This window comes from Micromonospora sp. CNZ295 (assembly GCF_004217535.1).
In genome coordinates this window covers 6,228,024-6,248,716 of sequence record NZ_SHKZ01000001.1, presented here as the reverse complement: position 1 = coordinate 6,248,716, position 20,693 = coordinate 6,228,024, and the positions used below count along the sequence as shown (strand labels likewise).

General features: G+C 73.5%; 18 protein-coding genes and 1 pseudogene. 17 read left to right on the top strand and 2 right to left on the bottom strand.

Features of this window, described 5'->3' with window-relative positions:
- The first annotated feature begins 11 nt into the window (after positions 1 to 11).
- From pepN to EV376_RS29015, 10 genes and pseudogenes are all read left to right on the top strand, one after another.
- The gene (gene pepN, locus EV376_RS29060; protein WP_130328298.1) at positions 12 to 2,528 is read left to right on the top strand and encodes an aminopeptidase N; all 2,517 of its coding nucleotides are present in this window, start codon (positions 12 to 14) and stop codon (positions 2,526 to 2,528) included.
- 81 nt (positions 2,529 to 2,609) lie between these two features.
- Positions 2,610 to 3,206 carry a nicotinate-nucleotide adenylyltransferase gene (gene nadD, locus EV376_RS29055; RefSeq protein ID WP_130328297.1) on the top strand — a complete coding sequence of 199 codons (597 nt, stop codon included), beginning with the start codon at positions 2,610 to 2,612 and terminating at the stop codon, positions 3,204 to 3,206.
- Positions 3,207 to 3,316: 110 nt separating this feature from the next.
- Positions 3,317 to 3,718 carry a ribosome silencing factor gene (gene rsfS / locus EV376_RS29050; RefSeq protein WP_130328296.1) on the top strand — a complete coding sequence of 134 codons (402 nt, stop codon included), beginning with the start codon at positions 3,317 to 3,319 and terminating at the stop codon, positions 3,716 to 3,718.
- On the top strand, positions 3,715 to 4,341 hold the full coding sequence (locus EV376_RS29045; RefSeq protein ID WP_130328295.1) for a histidine phosphatase family protein: 627 nt from the start codon (positions 3,715 to 3,717) through the stop codon (positions 4,339 to 4,341). Before rsfS ends, EV376_RS29045 begins: the two co-directional genes overlap by 4 nt.
- Before the next feature lie 53 nt (positions 4,342 to 4,394).
- On the top strand, positions 4,395 to 5,252 hold the full coding sequence (locus EV376_RS29040; RefSeq protein WP_130328294.1) for a DegV family protein: 858 nt from the start codon (positions 4,395 to 4,397) through the stop codon (positions 5,250 to 5,252).
- Positions 5,253 to 5,445: 193 nt separating this feature from the next.
- The gene (locus EV376_RS29035) at positions 5,446 to 6,213 is read left to right on the top strand and encodes an SDR family oxidoreductase (protein WP_130328293.1); all 768 of its coding nucleotides are present in this window, start codon (positions 5,446 to 5,448) and stop codon (positions 6,211 to 6,213) included.
- 566 nt (positions 6,214 to 6,779) lie between these two features.
- A pseudogene (locus tag EV376_RS29030) lies at positions 6,780 to 7,505 on the top strand (ComEA family DNA-binding protein); the annotation flags it as partial.
- Positions 7,506 to 7,699: 194 nt separating this feature from the next.
- Positions 7,700 to 10,075, top strand: a complete 2,376-nt coding sequence (locus EV376_RS29025; RefSeq protein ID WP_130328918.1) for a ComEC/Rec2 family competence protein — start codon at positions 7,700 to 7,702, stop codon at positions 10,073 to 10,075.
- A gap of 113 nt (positions 10,076 to 10,188) precedes the next feature.
- Entirely contained in the window at positions 10,189 to 11,169 is a 981-nt protein-coding gene (gene holA / locus EV376_RS29020; protein ID WP_130328292.1) for a DNA polymerase III subunit delta, read from the top strand.
- A complete protein-coding gene (locus tag EV376_RS29015) occupies positions 11,166 to 11,690 on the top strand; it encodes a hypothetical protein (protein ID WP_486482837.1) in 525 nt (174 codons plus the stop codon). The genes holA and EV376_RS29015 overlap by 4 nt, the downstream gene beginning before the upstream one ends.
- A gap of 165 nt (positions 11,691 to 11,855) precedes the next feature.
- On the opposite strand, the gene rpsT is transcribed toward EV376_RS29015, so the two are convergent.
- Both rpsT and EV376_RS29005 read right to left on the bottom strand, forming a co-directional pair.
- On the bottom strand, positions 11,856 to 12,122 hold the full coding sequence (rpsT, locus tag EV376_RS29010) for a 30S ribosomal protein S20 (protein WP_130328291.1): 267 nt from the start codon (positions 12,120 to 12,122) through the stop codon (positions 11,856 to 11,858).
- A 172-nt stretch (positions 12,123 to 12,294) separates the two neighbouring features.
- Entirely contained in the window at positions 12,295 to 13,524 is a 1,230-nt protein-coding gene (locus tag EV376_RS29005; protein ID WP_130328290.1) for an aminoglycoside phosphotransferase family protein, read from the bottom strand.
- A gap of 119 nt (positions 13,525 to 13,643) precedes the next feature.
- Between EV376_RS29005 and EV376_RS29000 the strand changes: the two genes are divergently transcribed.
- The 7 genes from EV376_RS29000 (at position 13,644) to EV376_RS28970 (ending at position 20,590) form a co-directional block, all read left to right on the top strand.
- Complete coding sequence (locus EV376_RS29000; protein ID WP_130328289.1) at positions 13,644 to 14,180, top strand: DUF4240 domain-containing protein; 537 nt, start codon at positions 13,644 to 13,646, stop codon at positions 14,178 to 14,180.
- Between the two features lie 103 nt (positions 14,181 to 14,283).
- Positions 14,284 to 16,161: a translation elongation factor 4 gene (gene lepA, locus EV376_RS28995; protein ID WP_130328288.1), complete on the top strand. Its 1,878-nt coding sequence runs from the start codon at positions 14,284 to 14,286 to the stop codon at positions 16,159 to 16,161.
- 309 nt (positions 16,162 to 16,470) lie between these two features.
- Positions 16,471 to 16,758, top strand: coding sequence for a GlsB/YeaQ/YmgE family stress response membrane protein (locus EV376_RS28990; RefSeq protein WP_130328287.1), 288 nt, complete (start codon positions 16,471 to 16,473; stop codon positions 16,756 to 16,758).
- A gap of 209 nt (positions 16,759 to 16,967) precedes the next feature.
- Complete coding sequence (locus EV376_RS28985) at positions 16,968 to 17,252, top strand: GlsB/YeaQ/YmgE family stress response membrane protein (RefSeq protein WP_130328286.1); 285 nt, start codon at positions 16,968 to 16,970, stop codon at positions 17,250 to 17,252.
- Between the two features lie 238 nt (positions 17,253 to 17,490).
- Positions 17,491 to 18,780, top strand: coding sequence for a sugar ABC transporter substrate-binding protein (locus EV376_RS28980; protein ID WP_130328285.1), 1,290 nt, complete (start codon positions 17,491 to 17,493; stop codon positions 18,778 to 18,780).
- Positions 18,777 to 19,763, top strand: a complete 987-nt coding sequence (locus EV376_RS28975) for a carbohydrate ABC transporter permease (RefSeq protein ID WP_130328284.1) — start codon at positions 18,777 to 18,779, stop codon at positions 19,761 to 19,763. Before EV376_RS28980 ends, EV376_RS28975 begins: the two co-directional genes overlap by 4 nt.
- Complete coding sequence (locus tag EV376_RS28970; protein ID WP_130328283.1) at positions 19,760 to 20,590, top strand: carbohydrate ABC transporter permease; 831 nt, start codon at positions 19,760 to 19,762, stop codon at positions 20,588 to 20,590. Before EV376_RS28975 ends, EV376_RS28970 begins: the two co-directional genes overlap by 4 nt.
- Positions 20,591 to 20,693: the final 103 nt, after the last annotated feature.

The following is a 20,693-nucleotide window of genomic DNA, read 5'->3' as shown; positions in this document are numbered from 1 at the left end:
AGGATAAGCGGATGCCGAGCCTGACCCGTGTAGAGGCGACCGCGCGCGCCGCGCTGATTACCGTCGAGTCCTACCAGGTGGACCTCGACCTGACCGGCGGCGGCGAGCGGTTCCGCTCGCACGTCACCATCCGGTTCCGGGCGACCCCCGGCGCCGCGACGTTCGTCGAGTGCAAACCCGCGGAGCTGCGCGGGGCACGCCTCAACGGTGCCGACCTTGACCCCGCCGCGCTGGCCGACAACCGGCTGGCGCTGCCCGACCTCGCCGCCGACAACACGCTGACGGTCGAGGCCGACATGGCGTACACGAACACCGGGGAGGGGATGCACCGCTTCGTCGACCCGGCCGACGGCGAGACCTACCTCTACGCGATGTCCTTCCTCGACGAGGTGCAGCGCCTCTTCGCCGCGTTCGACCAGCCCGATCTGAAGGCGCCGGTCACCCTCACGGTCACCGCCCCCGAGCACTGGACGGTCGCCGCCAACGGCCGGCTGGCCGCCAACCCGCGGCCCGGGCGGTGGGAGTTCGCCCCGACCGAGCCGCTCGCCACGTACTTCGTCGCGCTGATCGCGGGGCCGTGGCACGTCCGCCGGGACGAGCACGACGGGATCCCGCTCGGCGTCTACTGCCGTCGTTCGCTCGCCGCGCACCTGGACGCGGACATCGACGAGATCTTCACCGTCACGAAGGGGTGCCTGGACCGCTTCCACCAGCTCTTCGGCGAGCGGTACCCGTTCGGCAAGTACGACCAGGCGTTCTGCCCGGAGTTCAACGCCGGCGCCATGGAGAACCCGGGTCTGGTGACCATCCGTGACGACTACGTCTTCCGCTCCGCGGTCACCGACAGCGAGCGCGAGCTGCGGGCCACCACCATCGCCCACGAGATGGCGCACATGTGGTTCGGTGACCTGGTCACCATGCGCTGGTGGGACGACCTGTGGCTGAACGAGTCGTTCGCCGAGTACCTGGGCACCCGGGTCACCGCCGAGGCGACCCGCTTCGACCGCGCCTGGACGACGTTCGCGATGAAGCGCAAGGCCTGGGGGTACGCGGCCGACCAGCGGCCGTCCACACACCCGGTCGCACCGGCGGAAGTCTCCGACGCCGCCCAGGGCCTGCTCAACTTCGACGGCATCTCGTACGCGAAGGGCGCCGCGGTGCTGCGCCAACTCGTGGCCTGGCTCGGCGACGACGCCTTCCTGGCCGGGCTCAACGCGCATTTCGCGAAGCACCGGTTCGGCAACGCCACCCTGGCCGATCTGCTGGAGAGCCTCTCGGCCACCAGCGGGCGCGACCTGACCGGGTGGGCAGATCGCTGGCTGCGTGCGGCCCAGGTCAACACGCTCCGCGCCGAGGTCACGGTCGGGCCGGACGGCCGCTACACCGAGGTGGCCGTGGTGCAGACCGCTCCCGAGTCACACCCGGTGCTGCGCCCGCACCGGATCGGCGTCGCCGGGTACGCGGCCGACGGTGGCGTCGAGCACCGCGAGGTGGACCTCGACCCCGACGCCGACGGGGGCCGGACGGTGCTCGCCGACCTGGCCGGTACGCCGGCCGCCCGGCTGCTGCTGCCCAACGCGGGCGACCTGACGTTCGCGAAGATCCGGCTCGACCCCGCCTCGGCCGAGGCCGTGCCGCTGGTCCTGCCGGGCCTGCCCGACCCGCTCGCGCGGGCGCTGCTGTGGGGTGAGGCGCTGGATGCCGCGACCGACGGGGAACGACCCGTCACCGCCCTGGTGGAGCTGATCGCCGCGGCGCTGCCCGCCGAGACCGAGGTGGTGATCGCCGAGGACGTGCTCACGCTCAGCCGTTCGCTGATCGACCGTTACCTCGACCCGCTCGCCCGCGCGACCGCCCTGGCTCGGGTCGCCGAGGCCTGCCGGCGGCTGCTGGCCACCGCGCCCCCCGGCGGCTCGCTGCAGCTCGCCGCGGCGCGGGGTTGGATCGCCGCGACCAGCGACGCCGACCTGCTGACCGGTTGGCTGGCCGGCCGGGACGTGCCACCCGGGCTCGCCGTCGACGCGGAGCTGCGCTGGTCGGCGCTCGGCCGGCTGGTGGTGCTGGGTGCGGCGGGCGCGGCGGAGATCGCCGCCGAGGCGGCCGCCGACCGGAGCGCCACCGGCGCCGAGCGGGCCGCCCGCTGTCGCGCCGCGCTGCCCGACGCGGGTGCCAAGCAGGCCGCTTGGGAGATCATCGTGGCCGACACGGAGTTGTCGAACCGTCTGGTCGAGGCCACGGCGGAGGGGTTCTGGCAGCCCGAGCAGGCCGAGTTGACCGCCTCGTACGTGGCGCGGTACTTCGCCGACATGCCGGGCGCCGCGCGGCTGCGTACCCCCTGGGTGGCGGACCGGGTCGCGGATCTCGCCTTCCCGCGCTACGCCGTCGCGCAGAGCACCCGGGAGGCCGTCGCGGCGCTGCTCACCCGGGACGACCTCACGCCCGGCCTGCGCCGGCGGGTCGTCGACCGGGACGACGACCTGCGTCGTGCCCTGGTCGCCCGCACCGCCGTCGCCGCGGCCTCGGCCTGACGGTGTCCGGCCGGCGCGGGCCTTCCGCGCCGGCCGGTGGGCGGGGGACGGTCGGGGACGCCAGCGGCCTAGGATCGCGGGGTGGAGGAAGACATCCGGCGGATCGGCATCATGGGCGGCACGTTCGATCCGATCCACCACGGGCACCTGGTGGCGGCCAGCGAGGTGGCGGACCGGTTCGGGTTGGACGAGGTCATCTTCGTCCCGACCGGCCAGCCGTGGCAGAAGGCGGATGAGCCGGTCAGTCCCGCCGAGGACCGGTACCTGATGACGGTGATCGCCACCGCCTCCAACCCCCGCTTCCAGGTCAGCCGGGTCGACATCGACCGCGGCGGCCCCACCTACACCGTCGACACGCTGCGCGACCTGCACGCCGAGTACGGCCCGAAGGTCCAGCTCTTCTTCATCACCGGCGCGGACGCGCTGGCGAAGATCCTGTCCTGGAAGGATCTGGACGAGATCTTCGAGCTGGCCCACTTCGTCGGGGTCACCCGGCCGGGGTTCGAGCTGTCCGACGCCCACCTGCCCGCCGATACGGTGAGCCTGGTGCAGGTGCCGGCGATGGCGATCTCGTCCACGGACTGTCGGGCCCGGGTCGCCCGGGGCGAACCGGTGTGGTACCTGGTGCCCGATGGTGTGGTGCAGTACATCGCCAAGCGGCGCCTCTACCAGCAGTGATCTGTCCCGCTATGCGGTGGTTCGTGCCCTCGACGCGGCTTAACTGACCGGTCGTGACGCGCCCGGGTGTGAGAGGCTTGCAGGGTCGCACGGATGATCGAAGGAGAACGGTGACAGTTTCCGAACGCGCACACGAGCTGGCGACCGCCGCCGCCCAGGCCGCCGCCGACAAGAAGGCGCAGGACATCGTCATCATCGATGTGGGTGACCAGCTCGCCATCACCGACGCGTTCCTGCTCGCCGCCGCCCCCAACGAGCGCCAGGTGCTCGCCGTCGTCGACGCGATCGAGGAGCGGCTGCTCCAGCTGCCCGAGAAGGCCAAGCCGGTCCGCCGCGAGGGGGAGCGGGGCGGTCGCTGGGTCCTGCTCGACTACGTCGACATCGTCGTGCACGTCCAGCACACCGAGGAGCGCGAGTTCTACGCGCTGGACCGGCTCTGGAAGGACTGCCCGCAGATCCCGTTCGTCGATCGGGACCTCGCCGCCGCCGAGTCCGGCGCCGCCACCGAATGACCCGGCTGATCGTCTGGCGGCACGGCAACACCGACTGGAACGCCGCCGGGCGCGTACAGGGGCAGAGCGACGTTCCGCTGAACGATCTCGGCCGCGAGCAGGCCCGTGCCGCCGCACCGCTGCTCGCCACGCGCCGTCCGGACGCGATCGTCTCCAGCGATTTGAGCCGCGCCGCCGACACGGCCGCCGCGCTGGCCGCCCTGACCGGGCTGCCGGTCCGCACCGACCCGCGGCTGCGCGAGCGGTACTTCGGGCTCTGGCAGGGGCTCCTCCTCACCGAGGCCGCCGAACGCCACCCGGCCGAGTTCGCGCGCTGGCGGGCCGGCGACCCGGACCCGGGCGCCGGCATCGAGACCCTGGACGACCTCGGCAAGCGCCTGTGCGCCGCACTCCAGGAGGCCGCCGACGCCGCACCCGGCGGCACCGTCGTGGTCGCCACGCACGGCGGCGGCGCCCGGCAGGGCGTCGGCCAGCTGCTCGGCTGGGACCACGGCGTCCTGCGGACGATCGGCACCCTGCAGAACTGCCACTGGACCGAGTTGCGCCACGACGACGCGCGCGGCTGGCACCTGCGGGCGCACAACGTGGGCCCGCTCTCCGCACCGGCGGCCGACGCGACCTGAGCGCGGCCTGGTCCGGCCTCGGCGATCCGGGCGAGATCGGTTAGCGTTCCGGCATGCCCGTCGCGGTCGTCACCGACTCCACCGCCTACCTTCCCCCCGAGCTGCTGGCCGCCCACCCACTCACCGTGGTGCCCCTGACCGTCGTGCTCAACGGCGCGGAGGGGCTGGAGGGGGTGGAGATCTTCCCGGCCGACGCCACCCGCGCGCTCAGCGGCCGGCGGGTGTCGGTCAGCACCTCCCGGCCCGCTCCGGAACAGTTCGCGCAGACGTACCGCCGGCTCCTCGACGGCGGCGCCGACGGGATCGTCTCGGTGCACCTGTCCGCGGAGCTGTCCGGCACGGTCGAGGCCGCCCGCCTGGCCGCGGCCGAGTTCGGCGACCGGGTGGCGGTGGTGGACAGCCGCTCCTGCGGCATGGGCGTCGGCTTCCCGGCGGTCGCCGCCGCCACGGCCGCCGCGGCCGGTGCCGGCCGGTCCGGGGTACGCGACGCCGCGCAGGACGACGTCGAGCGGATCGCCGTCTTCTTCTACGTCGACACGCTGGAGTTCCTCCGCCGGGGCGGCCGGATCAACGCCGCCTCGGCGCTGCTCGGCACCGCTCTCTCGGTGAAGCCGATCATGCACATGCCGGACGGTGCGATCGTCCTCAGGGACAAGGTGCGCACCGCCAGCCGGGGTGTCGCCCGCCTGGTCGACCTCGCCGTCGAGGCGGCCGGTGACGCGGAGGTGGACGTCGCCCTGCACCACCTGGCGGCACCCGAGCGCGCCGAGGCGCTGCGGGAGGCGCTGGCCACCCGGCTGGGCGACCGCCTGCACGACACGTACGTCTCCGAGGCCGGCGCGGTGGTCGCCGCGCACGCGGGGCCGGGCCTGGCGTGCGTGGTCGTGCGCCGCCGCCCGGCGACCGACTGACGCGGCGACCGGGTCCGGGCCGGTGTGACCGGGACGGGTCGCTGTGCCCCTCCCGGCCGTCGGCGCTGCGCGGTGTCGCGCTGACCGCGGACGTCATGGCGGTCCGCGTCCGGTCGAGGTGCCGGATGAGGCACTGTGGAGCTGAGTCGTCTGCGACATCATCCGGCAGCCTGGGTCTGGGAGGAGGTCCGCGATGACGTATGTGGTGACCGGTGGCGGGCGCGGGGTCGGTCGCGCCGTCGTGGAACGACTCCTGGCCGCGGGCGAGACCGTCGTGGTCCTGGAGCGGGCTCCGGAGGCCGTCGCCTGGGTGAGCCCTCACCCGGCCGGTGACCGGCTGGCCGCGGTCGTCGGCGACGCCGCGGACGAGGACGTGGCCGCCCACGCCGCCGGCCTCGCCGAGCGGACCGGGCCGCTGACCGGGTGGGTGAACAACGCGGCGGTCTTCCGGGACGCGTCGGTGCACGAGGCGTCCGCCGCGGAGGTGTTCGAGCTGATCGCGAACAATCTTCGTCCGGCGCTGGTCGGGGCCACCGTGGCGGTCCGCCGCTTCCTCGCCGCCGGCAGCGCCGGGGCCGTCGTCAACGTCTCGTCGCACCAGGCCCGCCGGCCCGTGCCGGGCTGCCTGCCGTACGCCACCGCGAAGGCCGCCGTGGAGGGCCTGACGCGGGCGCTGGCCGTCGAGTACGGCGCGCGCGGAATCCGCACCAACGCGGTCGCCCTCGGCTCGGTGGCCACCGAACGGCACGTCGCCTTCCTGGCCGGACGGGAACCCGCGGAGGCGGAGTGGATCGACGCCGAGCTACGGCGGCTGCACCCGGTCGGCCGGGTCGGCCGGGTCGAGGAGGTCGCCGAGGCGGTGGCCTGGCTGCTGTCCCCGGCGGCCGGCTTCGTCAACGGGGTCACCCTGGCGGTCGACGGTGGCCGGTCCGTCCTCGGCCTCGACCCCGAGGCCCGTTGACCGTACGTGCGCCGGCCATAGCACAGCACGGGCATGATCAGGGCGTTGTCCACAGCGACGACGTTGTCCACAGGCGACGCCCGCACGGGTCACGGCTACCGCCTGTCGCGGCCTAACCTCGCGCCGTGTCGTACGACGAGGAGACGGCGGTGCGGGAGCGCCTGCACCGGCTGCTGTCGCCGCCGGTGGGCGGCGTGCCGGTCGGTGCGCCGGTCCCCCTGATCGAGCCGACGGGGGTGGTCGGAGGGTTCGGCGCGGGCCGGCCGGGCCCGGCCGGGGAGGGCGTGGGCGCCGCTTTCCCGGGCTCCGGTGACGCCGATGCGAGCACCTCCCGGTCGTGGTCCGGTGGCACGGATGGGGATACCTCCCGGTCGTGGTCTGCCGGTGCGGACGGGGGCGTCTCCCGGTCGTGGTCTGCCGGTGCGGATGGGGGCGTCTCCCGGTCGTGGTCTGCCGGTGCGGATGGGGGCGTCTCCCGGTCGTGGTCTGCGGGCGCCGACGGGGGCGTCTCCCGGGCATGGTCCGGTGGCGCGGCGTCGACCGAGCCGGCCGGGTGGCACGACGATTCCGGACCGGTCCGTCCGGCGGCGCCGGAGGCCGCCGCGGCTGACGGCTTCGGCGCTGGCGTCGACGGTCGGCCGACGGGTCGGGTGCTGCCCGGGCCGGGCGCGTTCGACCCGGGCCGGCGCGGGGTCCGCGCGTTGGCCGTCGTCGCCGTGTTGGTGGTGCTCGGCGCCGGTCTCTGGGCCTGGCGCTCCCGGCCGCAGGTCGAGCCCGTCGCGCCGGTGGCGGATGCCGCCACGGTCGCCCCGGACGCGCCGGCCGAGGCGACGCCGACGCCGGGCGGCGAGCTGGTGGTGGCGGTCGCCGGCAAGGTACGTCGACCGGGGCTGGTGCGCGTACCGGCCGGCGCCCGGGTCGCCGACGCCGTGCAGGCGGCCGGGGGAGCGCTGCCGGGCGTGGACGTCGCGCTGCTCAATCCGGCCCGCAAGGTCGCCGACGGGGAGCTCATCCTCGTCGGGGTTCCGGCTCCGGCTGGCGCGGCTCCGGGCGGAGCGGTCCCGGGCGGTGGGGCGCCGGGTGCCGACCCCGGCGCCGGCGGCAAGGTCAACCTGAACACCGCCACGCTGGCGCAGCTCGACGCGCTGCCCGGGGTCGGGCCGGTGCTCGCGCAGCGCATCCTCGCCCACCGGGACCAGCACGGCGGCTTCCGGTCGGTGGGCGACCTGCGCCAGGTCGACGGGATCGGTGACGCGCGGTATGAGCAGCTCAAGGACCTGGTGACGGTGTGAGTGGGCGCAGCGGCCGGCCGGCGGGCCGTGGCCACCAGCGGCACCAGGCAGTCCGGCCGGTGGCAGCCGACGAGGCACGACGGGTCGCGCCCGCCGACGCCGCAGCGGTCGGGCCGGTGGTGGCCGACGCGGGGCGGCCGGCCGCGCTCTCGGGCAGCGCAGCGGTCCGGCCGGGCGGTGCTCCCGGCGACGCGGTGTCCGGAACGACCGCGCACGACGTTCCGGACCTGCGGCTGGCCGGCCTGGCCGTCGCCGCGTGGCTCACCGCGCTCGCCGGGCTGCACCTGAGCGCCGGCACGACCCTGCTGGTCGCCGTGGCCGCCGCCGGGGTGGCCGGTGCCGGCGTCCTGCACCTGCTCGGGCTCCTCGGGCGGCCGGCCGCCCCGGTCCGGCGGTACGGGTGGATCGCCGTCGCCGTGCTGCTCGGCGTCGTGTGCGGGGCGAGCGCCACGGCGGCCCGGGTGGCCGTACGGGACGCCGCGCCGGTGCGCGCCCTCGTCGACGAGCGGTCAACCGTCACCGCCGAGCTGGTCGTCCGCGACGATCCCCGGCCGGTACGCGGCGTGCCCGGACGACCGGCCATGCTCCTGGTGCGGGCGGAGTCGATCCGCGTCACCGGTCCCGACGGCCGCCGGGTCGAGGCGCAGGTGCGGATGCTGCTCCTCGCCACCGACCCGGCGTGGCGGGGCCTGCTGCCCGGGCAGCGGGTGACCGCCGAGGGCCGGCTCGCCGCGCCCAACGGCGGCGACCTGACCGCCGCCGTCCTCCGGTCGACGCGGGCGCCGGTGCTCCACGGCACGCCACCGGGCGCCCAGCGGGCCGCCGGCTCGCTCCGCGCCGGTTTGCAGGACGCCTGCGAACCGCTGCCCGACGAGCAGGGTGGTCTGCTGCCGGGGCTGGTGGTTGGTGACACGAGCCGGTTGCCGGCCACGGTGGAGGAGGACTTCCTCGCCACCGGCATGACACATCTGACGGCCGTCTCCGGGTCCAACGTCGCGATCATCGTGGGTGCCGTGCTGCTGCTCGCCCGCTGGGGCCGGGCCGGGCCCCTGCTCGCGACCGGGCTGTGCGCGGTCGCGCTGGTGGGCTTCGTGATCCTGGTCCGGCCCTCACCGAGCGTGGTACGGGCGGCCACGATGGGCGCGGTCGGTCTCGCCGCGCTCGCCGCCGGCCGGCCCCGCGCGGCGCTGCCGGCGCTGGCCACGGCGGTGACCGTGCTGGTGCTCGTCGACCCCGAGCTGGCCGGGGACGCCGGCTTCGCCCTCTCCGTCCTCGCCACCGGCGGGCTGTTGCTGCTCGCGCCGCGCTGGCGGGACGCGCTGCGGCGCCGCCGGGTGCCGGCGGGAGTCGCCGAGGCGCTCGCGGTGCCCGCCGCCGCGCAGCTCGCCTGCGCCCCGGTCGTGGCGGGGATCTCGGGCACGGTCAGCCTCGTCGCGGTCCCGGCGAACCTGCTGGTCGTGCCGGCCATCGCACCCGCCACGGTGCTCGGCGTCGTGGCGGCGGCGCTCTCGCCGCTCTGGCCCGCGGGGGCCGGGTTCGTCACCTGGTTGGCCAGCTGGCCGGCGTGGTGGCTGGTGACCGTGGCGCACCACGGAGCCCGCGTACCGGCCGGGACGCTGCCCTGGCCGGAGGGCGTGGCGGGGGCGCTGCTGCTGTCCGGGCTGACCCTCGCGCTGCTGGTCGCGGCGCGGCGCCGGGTCGTACGCCGGCTGGTGGCGGTGACCGCCGTCGCGGCCGTGCTCGGCGCGTTGCCGGTGCGGCTCGTGGCGTCGGGCTGGCCGCCCGGAGGTTGGGTCGTCGTCGCATGCGCGGTCGGGCAGGGTGACGCGGTCGTGCTGCCCGTCGGGCAGGGGCGGGCCGTGGTGGTGGACGCCGGCCCGGAACCGGGTGCGGTGGACCGCTGCCTGCGCGGGCTTGGCGTACGGGAGGTGCCGCTGCTGGTGATCAGCCACTTCCACGTCGACCACGTGGGTGGCGTTGCCGGGGTGTTCCGGGGCCGCCGGGTCGCCGCCGTGCTGGCTCCGCCGTGGCCGGAGCCGGCGGCCGGGCGGGATCTGGTCCGGGGCGCGGCGGCGACGGGCTCAGCCGAACTCGGGTCCGCCCCGGCCGGCTGGCGCTACCGGGCCGGTCAGGTCGAGCTGACCGTCATCGGGCCGCCGTCCCCGTTGCGGGGCACCCGGTCGGATCCGAACAACAACTCACTGGTCCTGCTGGCCACGGTCGCCGGGGTGCGCATCCTTCTCGCCGGCGACGCGGAGACCGAGGAGCAGCGTGCGCTGCTCGACCGCCCCCCGCCCGGCGGGCTCCGGTCGCACGTGCTGAAGGTGGCCCACCACGGCTCGGCGTACCAGGATCCCGCGTTCCTCGACGCGGTCCGCCCGCTGGTCGCCCTCGTCCCGGTCGGGACGGGTAACACCTACGGGCATCCGGATCCGTCGGTGCTGGGCCGGCTCGCGCGGGGCGGGGCCCGGGTCCTGCGTACCGACGTCGACGGTGACGTGGCGACCGTGGTCAGGGCGTCCGGCCTGGGCGTCGTCACCCGCGGAGCCGAGCGGGCGTCCTATCGATGACTATTGCTACGGTTAGTCAGCAACGGAGATGAATGTCGGGATTTGCGCTGAGTGCGGGGCCCACCACCGGAGTGCCGACGAGCAGGCTGGCGCTCGCGGCCGGCCGTGCGAGTATGGGCGGCGTGACCGCCGCCAGCCTCCCTCCCATTGTGCTAGTCCTCGGCGACGAGGAGCTGCTCGCCACGCGCGCGGTCACGGAGGCGGTCGCCCGGGCCCGGAGCGTGGACCCGGACGTGGACGTCCGCGAGTACCAGGCCGGATCGCTGACCGTCGGCGAGATCGCGGAGATGCTGAGCCCGTCGCTCTTCGGCGGGCGGCGGCTGCTCGTCCTCCGCTCCGGCCAGGACGCGCGGAAGGACCTGACCGGCGCGCTCCTCGCGTACGCGAAGACCCCCGACCCCGACGTGCAGCTGGTCGTGCTCCACCTCGGCGGCGCCAAGGGCAAGGCGTTCGCCGACGGGCTCAAGGCGGCCGGCGCGACGGTCGTGCCGGCGGCCAAGCTGAAGGGGCACCGTGAGCGGGTGGCGTTCGTCCGGGACGAGATCCGGCGGACGGGCGGGCGGTGCACCGACGACGCCGCCGAGGCGCTGATCGCGGCGGTCGGCACCGACCTGCGTGAGCTGGCCGCCGCCTGCTCCCAGCTGATGGCCGACACCGACGGGAAGATCAGCCCGCAGACCGTGGCCCGTTACTACCGGGGACGGGTCGAGGTGACCGGGTTCACGGTCGCCGACGCGACCATGGTGGGTGACGTGCCGGCCGCGCTCGAGGCACTACGTTGGGCGCTGCACGTCGGCGTGGATCCGGTGCCGATCGCGGACGCCCTGGCCGACGGTGTACGGACCGTGGCGCGGGTCGCCTCCGCCGGGCGCGGCAGCCCGTACCAGCTGGCGAGCACCCTTGGGATGCCGGCCTGGAAGATCGAGCGGGCGCAGCGCCAGAGCCGCGGTTGGACGCCGGAGGGCCTGGTCCGGGCGATGCAGGCCGCCGCCGAGTGCAACGCGGCGGTGAAGGGTGGATCGGACGACCGGGCGTACGCCCTCGAGCGGGCCGTCTTCACGGTCGCGGCAGCGCGGCAGGGCGGCACCCGGTGACCGGAGCCGGGTCGTGGGCCACCGTGGCGGTCGACGAGGACCGCTACCGGCCGCTGTACGCGCGCGTGCTCGGGCTGCGGTTCGTCAACCCGGGTGGGGTGCTCTGCTTCGTCTTCTTCGAGGGCGCGATCGCGCTCGCCGCGCTGCTCGCCCTCGCCGAGCTGGTCACCTGGTGGGCGGTGCTGGTGCTGCCGGCGACGGTCGCCGTGATGGTGAAGCTCAACGACCTGGTGGCGGCGCGGGTCGTCCGCTCCGCGGCGCTCGTGCCCGAGCAGGAGCGGGACCGCTTCCGCCGGCAGATGGAGCCGGTGGTCGGCACCGCGCGGGTGGACTGGATCCGGCACAGCGTGCCCGGCGTCGTCATCGCCTCCACCCCGGCACCCGAGCCGCCCGTCGGGCCACCCCCGCCCGCCGGGCCACCCCCGCCCGCCGGGCCACCCCCGCCCGCCGGGCCACCCCCGCCCGTCGGGCCAAACCAGCCCGCCGTACGCGGGCCGATCCCCCCGACCAAACCCACCTGAAGCACCCCCGGTCGCGCGACTCCGCGCGATCGTGCAGTTCGTGCCCCACAAGACCGTTACGCCGAGAGCCGACAGCGCAAGATCGGCGAGGAGTGGTCGTGGGCGCCCCGGGACAGGTCGAAGCCCCGGGCGTCCGGCACCCGGGGCTCCGTCAGGTCTGATGTCTCAGGCGGAGAACGACGCCACGCGCTTGGCGATGGCGGACTTGCGGTTCGCGGCCTGGTTGGCGTGGATCACGCCCTTGCTGGCGGCCTTGTCCAGCTTGCGGGTGGCGTCCCGCATGAGCACGGTCGCCTTCTCCACATCGCCCGCCTCAGCGGCCTCGTGGAACTTCCGGATGGCGGTCTTCAGCGACGACTTGACCGACTTGTTGCGCAGCCGGCGCTTCTCGTTCTGCCGGTTGCGCTTGATCTGGGACTTGATGTTCGCCACGCGACAGCCTCGTCTTGATAGCTCGGGTTGGTCTGCTTGCCTGCGCCGCGAGCATGCGTCATCGCCGCGCGAAGAGTCAGGTTACCAGGTTGCCCCGGGCCGGGCCAAAGCGCCTCCCGTCGGCCGGAGCCCGGGCCGCCCGGCGTCGGGGCCGGGGGCGGGGCCGGCGAGTTCAGGCCCAACCCTGGCGGCGCGCGAGCCAGGCGAGCGCCGCCTCGCCGCTGCGGCGCTGGTGCACCGCCAGGTGCTCGGTCGCGGTGTCCGGAACCGACGACGCCGTGGTGAGGAAGTAGCCGGCCAGGGCGGCCAGCGTGACGTCCAGGACGTCCGGGGGAGCGTCGGCGGCGGCCGGATGCGCCGCGAAGGCCGCATCCAGCCCGGGGACCGCCGGCCCGAGGACGTCCAGCGCCGCCGGGCCCAGCATGTCCGGCGACGCCGAGCCGAGTTCGTCCGGCGCAGGGGAGGCCGGTCCGGGGAGGTCGGGCGCGGGGGCGGCCGGCGCGGGGAGGTCGGGCGCGGGGGCGGCCGGCGCGGGGAGGTCGGGCGCGGGGGCGGTCGGCCCGGGGAGGCCCGGCGCCGGCCCGGGAGGATCCACCGCGCTCGCCGCGGCCCGCCCGGTGGCGCCCGGCGACTCCCCGCGGTTGTCCGGCTCGTACCCGCCGAGCAGCAGTGTGACCAGGTCGAACCAGGCCGGGCCGTGGCAGAGCCAGGTCCAGTCGCAGAACCACACCCGCCCGTCCCGGTCGAGCAGGACGTTGTCCGGCCGCAGGTCGCCGTGGATCAGGCCGGGCGCACCGGCGGCGTACTCGGGGAGGCGGGACTCCAGCGCGACCAGTTCGGGGAGCCTTCGCGCCAGCCCGGCGGGGAGCGCCGGGACCGTCTCCCGGCCGGCCGCCACGTCGCGCCAGCGGAGGATGTCGTCACGGGCCAGGTCGGCCAGGTGGGGCGGGCCGAGGGCGGCGAGGTCGTCGGGCGGGTCGGCCAGGGCGGTGGCCAGGTCGGCGTACGCCGCGAGGATCGTGGCCAGCTCCGCCGGGTCCGAGGGGCGCCGGGGCGGATGCCCGTCGACCACGTCCAGACCGAGCGCGAACCAACCCGCCTCGTGCAGGGTCCAGCGCGGGCGGGGCGCCGGTACGTCGCCGGGGAGCCGGTCGAGGATCGCGGCCTCGCGGGCGTACCAGTGGGTCAGGTGCGAGTCGCCGGGCGCGGCCTTGACGAAGACCCGCCCGCCGTCGGCGGCGGTCAGCAGGCCGGCGAAGCCGCGGGTGAAGCCGTCGGTGGCGGCGCGGGCCGCGACCACGGGGGCGCCGAGCCGGTCGGCGAGCGCGGCCCGCAGGCCCACCGGCAGCGCGGACCAGCCGGGCCGGCGGGCGGTCTCCGGGTACGGCGGTGAGCTGGGCACTCCACCAGTGTCGTACCGGCCGGCGAAACTGCCCGGATGAACCGGGACGTGTCGAGGTGGCGGTGTCCTCCCGCGCCGCCCACGGGCAGCGGTGCGGGCGTCTGGGAGACTGCCAGGCCATGAGGACCGACGACTTCTGGCAGCTGATCGACCAGGCGCGCACCGGCGGTGGGGGCGAGCCGCACGCGGTCGCCGCCCGGGCGGTCGCCCTGCTCGCGCTGCGGGACCCGGAGGAGATCGTCGGGTATGCGCGGCATCAGGCCCGCGTGTTGGCCGCGTCGCACCGGGTGGACCTGTGGGGCGCGGCGTACCTGATCAACGGGGGCGTCTCCGGCGACGGCTTCCACCATTTCCGGGGTTGGTTGATGACCCAGGGCCGGGCGGTCTTCGCCCGGGCGGTCGCCGAGCCGGATTCGCTGGCCGAGCTGCCGCAGGTGCGGGCCGCGTCGCTGTCCGGCGAGGAGTTCGCCTGCGCGGAGATGCTGGCCGTGCCGTGGGACGCGTACCGGAAGGCGACGGCGACCGACCTGCCGGCCGACCGGGATCCGGTCCCGGTGCCGGATCTGAACGACTTCTGGGACTTCGACGACGAGGACGAGGCCCGCCGACGGCTGCCGAGGCTCGCCGCCCTGTTCGTCGAGCCGCCGGGAGAGTAGCGGGGTTCGCCCGCGCAGCGGGTGCGGGCGGGCGACGTGGGAGCATGGAGGGGGCCGGTGTCACGCCGGCCCGCTCAACGTCAGCCGACCAGAACGGACAGCTGTGCCACCGACGCTCGATCCCGGCGCGAACGCTCCCGGTGCCACCGACCCGGCGCGCATCCGGAACTTCTGCATCATCGCCCACATCGACCACGGGAAGTCGACCCTGGCCGACCGGATGCTGCAGCTCACCGGCGTGGTCGACCCCCGGCAGATGCGCGCCCAGTACCTCGACCGGATGGACATCGAGCGCGAGCGCGGCATCACCATCAAGAGCCAGGCCGTCCGGATGCCGTGGACGATCCGGGAGGGCGAGCGGGCCGGCGAGAGCGCCGTGCTCAACATGATCGACACCCCGGGGCACGTCGACTTCACGTACGAGGTCTCCCGCTCCCTCGCCGCGTGCGAGGGCGCGATCCTGCTGGTGGACGCGGCCCAGGGCATCGAGGCGCAGACCCTCGCCAACCTCTACCTGGCGCTCGAGAACGACCTGCACGTCATCCCGGTGCTCAACAAGATCGACCTGCCGGCGGCGCAGCCGGAGAAGTACGCCGAGGAGCTGGCGCACCTGATCGGCGGCGACCCGGCGGACTGCATCCGCGTCTCCGGCAAGACCGGCGAGGGGGTGCCGCATCTGCTCGACGAGATCGTCCGGCAGTTCACGCCGCCGGTCGGGGACGCCGAGTCGCTGGCCCGCGCGATGATCTTCGACTCGGTGTACGACGTCTACCGGGGTGTGGTCACGTACGTGCGGGTGGTCGACGGGCGGATCAGTGCGCGGGACCGGATCAAGATGATGTCCACCGGCGCCGTCCACGAGCTGCTGGAGCTCGGTGTCATCTCGCCGGAGATGGTGAAGGCCGACGCGCTCGGCGTCGGCGAGGTGGGCTACCTGATCACCGGTGTGAAGGACGTCCGGCAGTCGCGGGTGGGTGACACGGTCACCATCAACGCGCGTCCGGCGGGCGAGCCGCTCGGCGGGTACAAGGACCCGAAGCCGATGGTCTACTCCGGCCTCTACCCGATCGACGGGTCGGACTACCCGAACCTGCGGGACGCGCTGGACAAGCTCAAGCTCAACGACGCGGCGCTGACGTACGAGCCGGAGACCTCCGGAGCGCTCGGCTTCGGTTTCCGCTGCGGCTTCCTCGGCCTGCTGCACCTGGAGATCATCCGGGAGCGGCTGGAGCGGGAGTTCAACCTCGACCTGATCTCGACCGCGCCGAACGTGGTCTACCGGGCCCTCACCGAGGACGGCGAGGAGGTCGTGGTGACGAACCCGAGCGAGTACCCGACCGGCAAGATCGCCGAGGTGTACGAGCCGACCGTGCGGGCCACCGTGCTGACCCCGAACGACTACGTCGGGGCGGTGATGGAGCTCTGCCAGGGCCGCCGGGGCAATCTGCTCGGCATGGACTACCTCTCGGCCGACCGGGTGGAGCTGCGCTACTCGCTGCCCCTCGCCGAGATCATCTTCGACTTCTTCGACCAGTTGAAGAGCCGCACCAAGGGGTACGCGTCGCTGGACTACGAGCCCTCCGGCGAGCAGTCCTCGGACCTGGTGAAGGTCGACATCCTCCTGCACGGCGAGCCGGTCGACGCGTTCAGCGCGATCGTGCACAAGGACAAGGCGTACAACTACGGGACCACGATCGCCGCGAAGCTGCGCGCGCTCATCCCGCGCCAGCAGTTCGAGGTGCCGATCCAGGCGGCGATCGGCAGCCGGGTGATCGCCCGCGAGACGATCCGGGCGATCCGCAAGGACGTGCTGGCGAAGTGCTACGGCGGTGACATCAGCCGGAAGCGCAAGCTGCTGGAGAAGCAGAAGGAGGGCAAGAAGCGGATGAAGATGGTGGGCCGGGTGGAGGTCCCCCAGGAGGCCTTCATCGCCGCGCTCTCCTCCGACTCTGGTGACGGGAAGGCCCCCGGCAAGAAGTGAACGCCGCCGCGGGGCGGACCACACGTGCGACGGCGCCCCGTCCGGGTATCGACAGCCCGGGCGGGGCGCCGTCGTCAGGTCCGGCGACGGCGATTTCCGCCACCGCGCAGCGGCGCCGGCCGTTTCTCCGGCACCCCGGCGTGAGCTGCGCGGACGATGCCGTACGTCGAATCGGCGGGGCGCCCGTCATCGACGGGCGACGCTTTCCGCGGTGGCCGGACCGGTTTGGGAATCCGGCGGGTCGGGCAATGGGTGGGCACGTCAGGAACACCACCCGTCCGTGGAAAGAATTCGTGAAGGAGGGCGACCGTGGAGCTCACCGTTTGGGGCATCATCACCGCGCTCTTTGTCGGTCTGATCGTCGGCGCGCTGGGCCGTCTGGTCGTGCCGGGCCGGCAGAACATGCCGATCTGGCTGCACATGCTGATCGGTGTCGGCGCCGCGCTGCTCGGTACCGTGCTGGCGCGGGCCGTGGGCATCGCCACCGAGACCGCCGGCATCGACTGGGGCGAGCTGCTGGTCCAGGTCGTGCTGGCCGCCATCGCCGTGGCCCTGGTGGCCGGCGTGGGTCGACGCCGCAGCGTCAGCCGCTACTGACCGTCGACAACTGAATCCTCGGCGCGGGCGCCCGACCAGTCTGGTCGGGCGCCCGTCGCGTGCGGGTAGGGCGTCGACGCCCGGTCTGGCGGTCCCGGAACCGGCTGTCCCGCAAAGTCGGTTTGGGAAATCCGCGGGTCGGGAACTGAGGGGTCACCACAGAAAGACCCATTCAACACCGACTCACACTTCCCGTTAGGAGAACGACCGTGGAGCTGACCGTCTGGGGCATCATCACCGCGCTGATCGTCGGTCTGATCGTCGGCGCGCTGGGCCGTCTGGTCGTGCCGGGCCGGCAGAACATGCCGATTTGGCTGCACATGCTCATCGGTGTCGGCGCGGCGCTGCTCGGCACCATCGTCGCCCGGGCCGCCGGCTTCGCCGAGACCGCCGGCATCGACTGGCGCGAGCTGATGCTGCAGGTCCTGTTCGCCGCCATCGCGGTGGCCCTGGTGGCCGGCGTGGGCCGACGCCGCGGCGTCACCCACCGGTGAATCGGCAACAGCCACCGGTAAAACTCGCACAGCCTGGAACAACGGGCGCTCGACCTTCGGGTCGGGCGCCCGTTCACTGTCGATACGACCGGTTTCGCCCCCGTCCCGTCGGCCCGCTCGCCGGCCGCCTGCGATACGGTCGCCACCTTCGCCCCCGGCGCCCACTGTCGTAAAGGATTTTTTCCTACTAAGGTGCGGCGCAGAAGGTTAGTGCCAAGAGGCGCGAGGGAGATATGGCGTGAACAGGTGGAAGCGGCTGGCCCCGGTCACCGCCGTCGTGGCCTCGGCCGCGATGGTGCTGGCCGGCTGCGGTGGCTCCGACGACGAAAAGGCAGCTGACAACAGCAAGCTGACCGTCTGGATGATGGGCGAGGGCAGCGAGGCGCAGACGAAGTTCCTGGACGACGTCGAGGCCGAGTTCAAGCAGAAGCACCCGGAAACCGACGTGGTGGTCCAGTACATCCCCTGGCTGGAGGCGCCGAAGAAGTTCCAGGCGGCGCTCGCCGGTGGTGAGGGACCGGACGTCACCGAGCTGGGCAACACCGAGACCCAGGGCTGGGCGGCGCAGGAGGCGCTGGCCGACCTGACGGACCGGTTCGGCGGTTGGGGCGAGGGCAAGGACATCCTCCCCGACCTGGTCAAGAACGCCCAGCTCGACGGCAAGCAGTACGGCGTGCCGTGGTACGCCGGCGTCCGCGGCATCTACTACCGCGCCGACTGGTTCGCCGAGGCCGGCGTGCAGCCGCCGAAGACCTGGGACGACTTGGTCACCGTGGCCAAGGCCGTGCAGGCGAAGAAGCCCGGCACCTACGGCATCGCCCTGCCCGGCAACTCCGAGCTGCCGTTCTACTCCTTCCTCTGGGCCGCCGGCGCCGAGATCGCCATCAAGGACGGTGACAACTGGAAGTCCGGCTACAACACGCCGGAGGCCCAGAAGGCGGTCAAGTTCTGGACGGACCTGGTGACCGTGCACAAGGTGGCACCGCCGGCCGCCGCCGGCTGGAACGAGATCGACGCGCGGACCCAGTTCGCCACCGGCAAGGCCGCCATGGCGTTCGGCGGCAGCTGGCAGCAGAACGCCATCAAGAAGGACAACCCGGAGATCGAGAAGGTCTGGGGTACGTTCCCGATCCCCGGCCCGGACGGCCAGGCCGCGCCCGCCTTCGCCGGTGGCTCCGACATCGCCATGTGGGAGGACAGCGAGCGCAAGGACCTGGCCTGGGACTACATGACGGTGCTGCTGAGCAAGAAGAACGACGCGGCGTTCGCCGAGAGCCTGGGCTTCTTCCCCGTGTACCAGGACCTGGTCGGCGGCGACAAGTACGCCAGCGACAAGATCATGGCGCCGTTCGCCACCGCCATGCAGAACACCAAGCTCACGCCGCTCACCCCGAAGTGGGTCGAGGTCAGCCGCAACAAGACGGTGACCCAGGCGATGAACAGCTCGGTCATGAAGGGTCAGAAGACGGTCGAGAAGGCCACCGCCGACGCGGCCGCGGAGATGGAAAGCATCCTCAACGCCAAGTGACCACGCTGACCGAGGCACCGGAGACGTCCGCCGCGCGGGAGACCCCCGCGCGGCGGCGTCGCCGCGCGGACCGCCTCCCGTACCTGCTGCTCCTGCCCTGCCTGGCGATCATCGCGGTGCTGCTGCTCTGGCCGCTCGGCCAGGTCGTGGCAATGTCGTTCTTCAAGCTCGACAACGTGCGGCAGCTGCGGGGGGACCGGGAGTGGCCGTGGCTCGGCCTGGGGAACTACGCCGACATCCTGGGTGACCCGTTCTTCTGGACGGTGCTGCGCAACACCGTCCTCTTCGCCGCGGCCAATGTGGCCCTGACGATGGTCCTCGGCACCCTGGTCGGCCTGCTGCTCAACCGGCTCGGCAAGCGGATGGCCGCGTTCGTCGCGAGCTGCGTGATGCTCGCCTGGGCCACTCCGGCGCTGACCGGCACGATCGTCTGGAAGTGGATCTTCGACGACACCAGCGGCCTGGTCACCTGGCTGTTCAACGCGCTGCCGGACGGCCTGTCGCAGGCCATCTTCGGGCGTACCGAGTGGACCGGCTACGGCTGGTTCAACTCCCCGCTGCTGTTCTTCTCGATCCTCACCCTGGTGGTGGTCTGGCACTCGTTCCCGTTCATCGCGGTCAGCGTGCTGGCCGGCCTGAAGAGCGTGCCCAGCGAGCTGCACGAGGCGGCCCGGGTCGACGGGGCCGGCCCGTGGAAGGTGTTCTGGCGGGTCACCTTCCCGCTGCTGCGGCCGGTCTTCGGGATCCTGGTGGTGCTCTCCACGATCTGGGACTTCAAGGTCTTCACGCAGTACTACGTCCTCGCCGGGGGCACCCAGGACCGGCCGACCTTCATGCTCTCGGTCTACTCGTACGCCGAGGCCTTCTCGCCACCGCCCAAGTACGGGCTGGGCGCGGCGATCGCGGTGATCCTGACCCTGATCCTGCTCGTGGTGACCGGGGTCTACGTCCGCATGGTGCTCAAGCAGGAGGAGAACGCGTGAAACGCCTCGCCCTCAACGGCGCGGGCCTGCTGGTGGCGCTCTTCGCGGCCTTCCCGGTCTACTGGATGATCACCACCTCGCTGAAGCCGAGTGGGGAGATCTTCTCCAGCACGCCCCGGCCGGTGCCGGCCGAGCCGACGCTGGAGCACTACCGGCAGATCCTGACCGGCAACCTGATCCCCGGCGTGACGTTCGCGGACTTCTTCCTCAACAGCGCCCTGGTCGCCGTCGCGACCGTGCTGCTGAGCGGCCTGGTCGCGCTGCTGGCGGCGACGGCGGTGGCCCGCTTCCGTTTCAAGCTGCGCACCAGCTTCCTGATCATGCTGCTGGTGGTGCAGATGATCCCGCTGGAGGCGCTGGTCATCCCGCTGTTCCTGATGATCCAGCGGCTCGGGCTCTACAACACGCTGCCGAGCCTCATCCTCACGTACCTCGGCTTCTCGCTGCCGTTCGCGGTCTGGATGCTGCGCGGCTTCGTCGCCGCGGTCCCCAAGGAGCTGGAGGAGGCGGCCGCGATCGACGGCGCCAGCCGCGCCCAGACCTTCCGGCGGATCCTCCTCCCGTTGGTCATGCCGGGCCTGGTGGCCACCAGCATCTTCTCCTTCATCACCGCGTGGAACGAGCTGATCTTCGCGCTGACGTTCATCAGCGACCAGGACCGCTACACGCTGCCGGTGGCGATGACGTTCTTCTTCGGCCGGGACGACACCGCGTGGGGACCGGTGATGGCCGCCTCCACGATCTTCACCCTCCCGGTGATCATCTTCTTCCTGCTGGTGCAGCGCCGAATGGTCTCCGGCCTGGTCGCCGGCGCCGTGAAGGGCTGAGGGGTAAGGAAGGGGCCTGTTCCCGACGCCCGGCGTTGCGATGGGCCTCCGGTCAACGTGCCGCTGCGGTGCGCGCTGCCCGCCGGCAGGCTGGCCTGCCCTC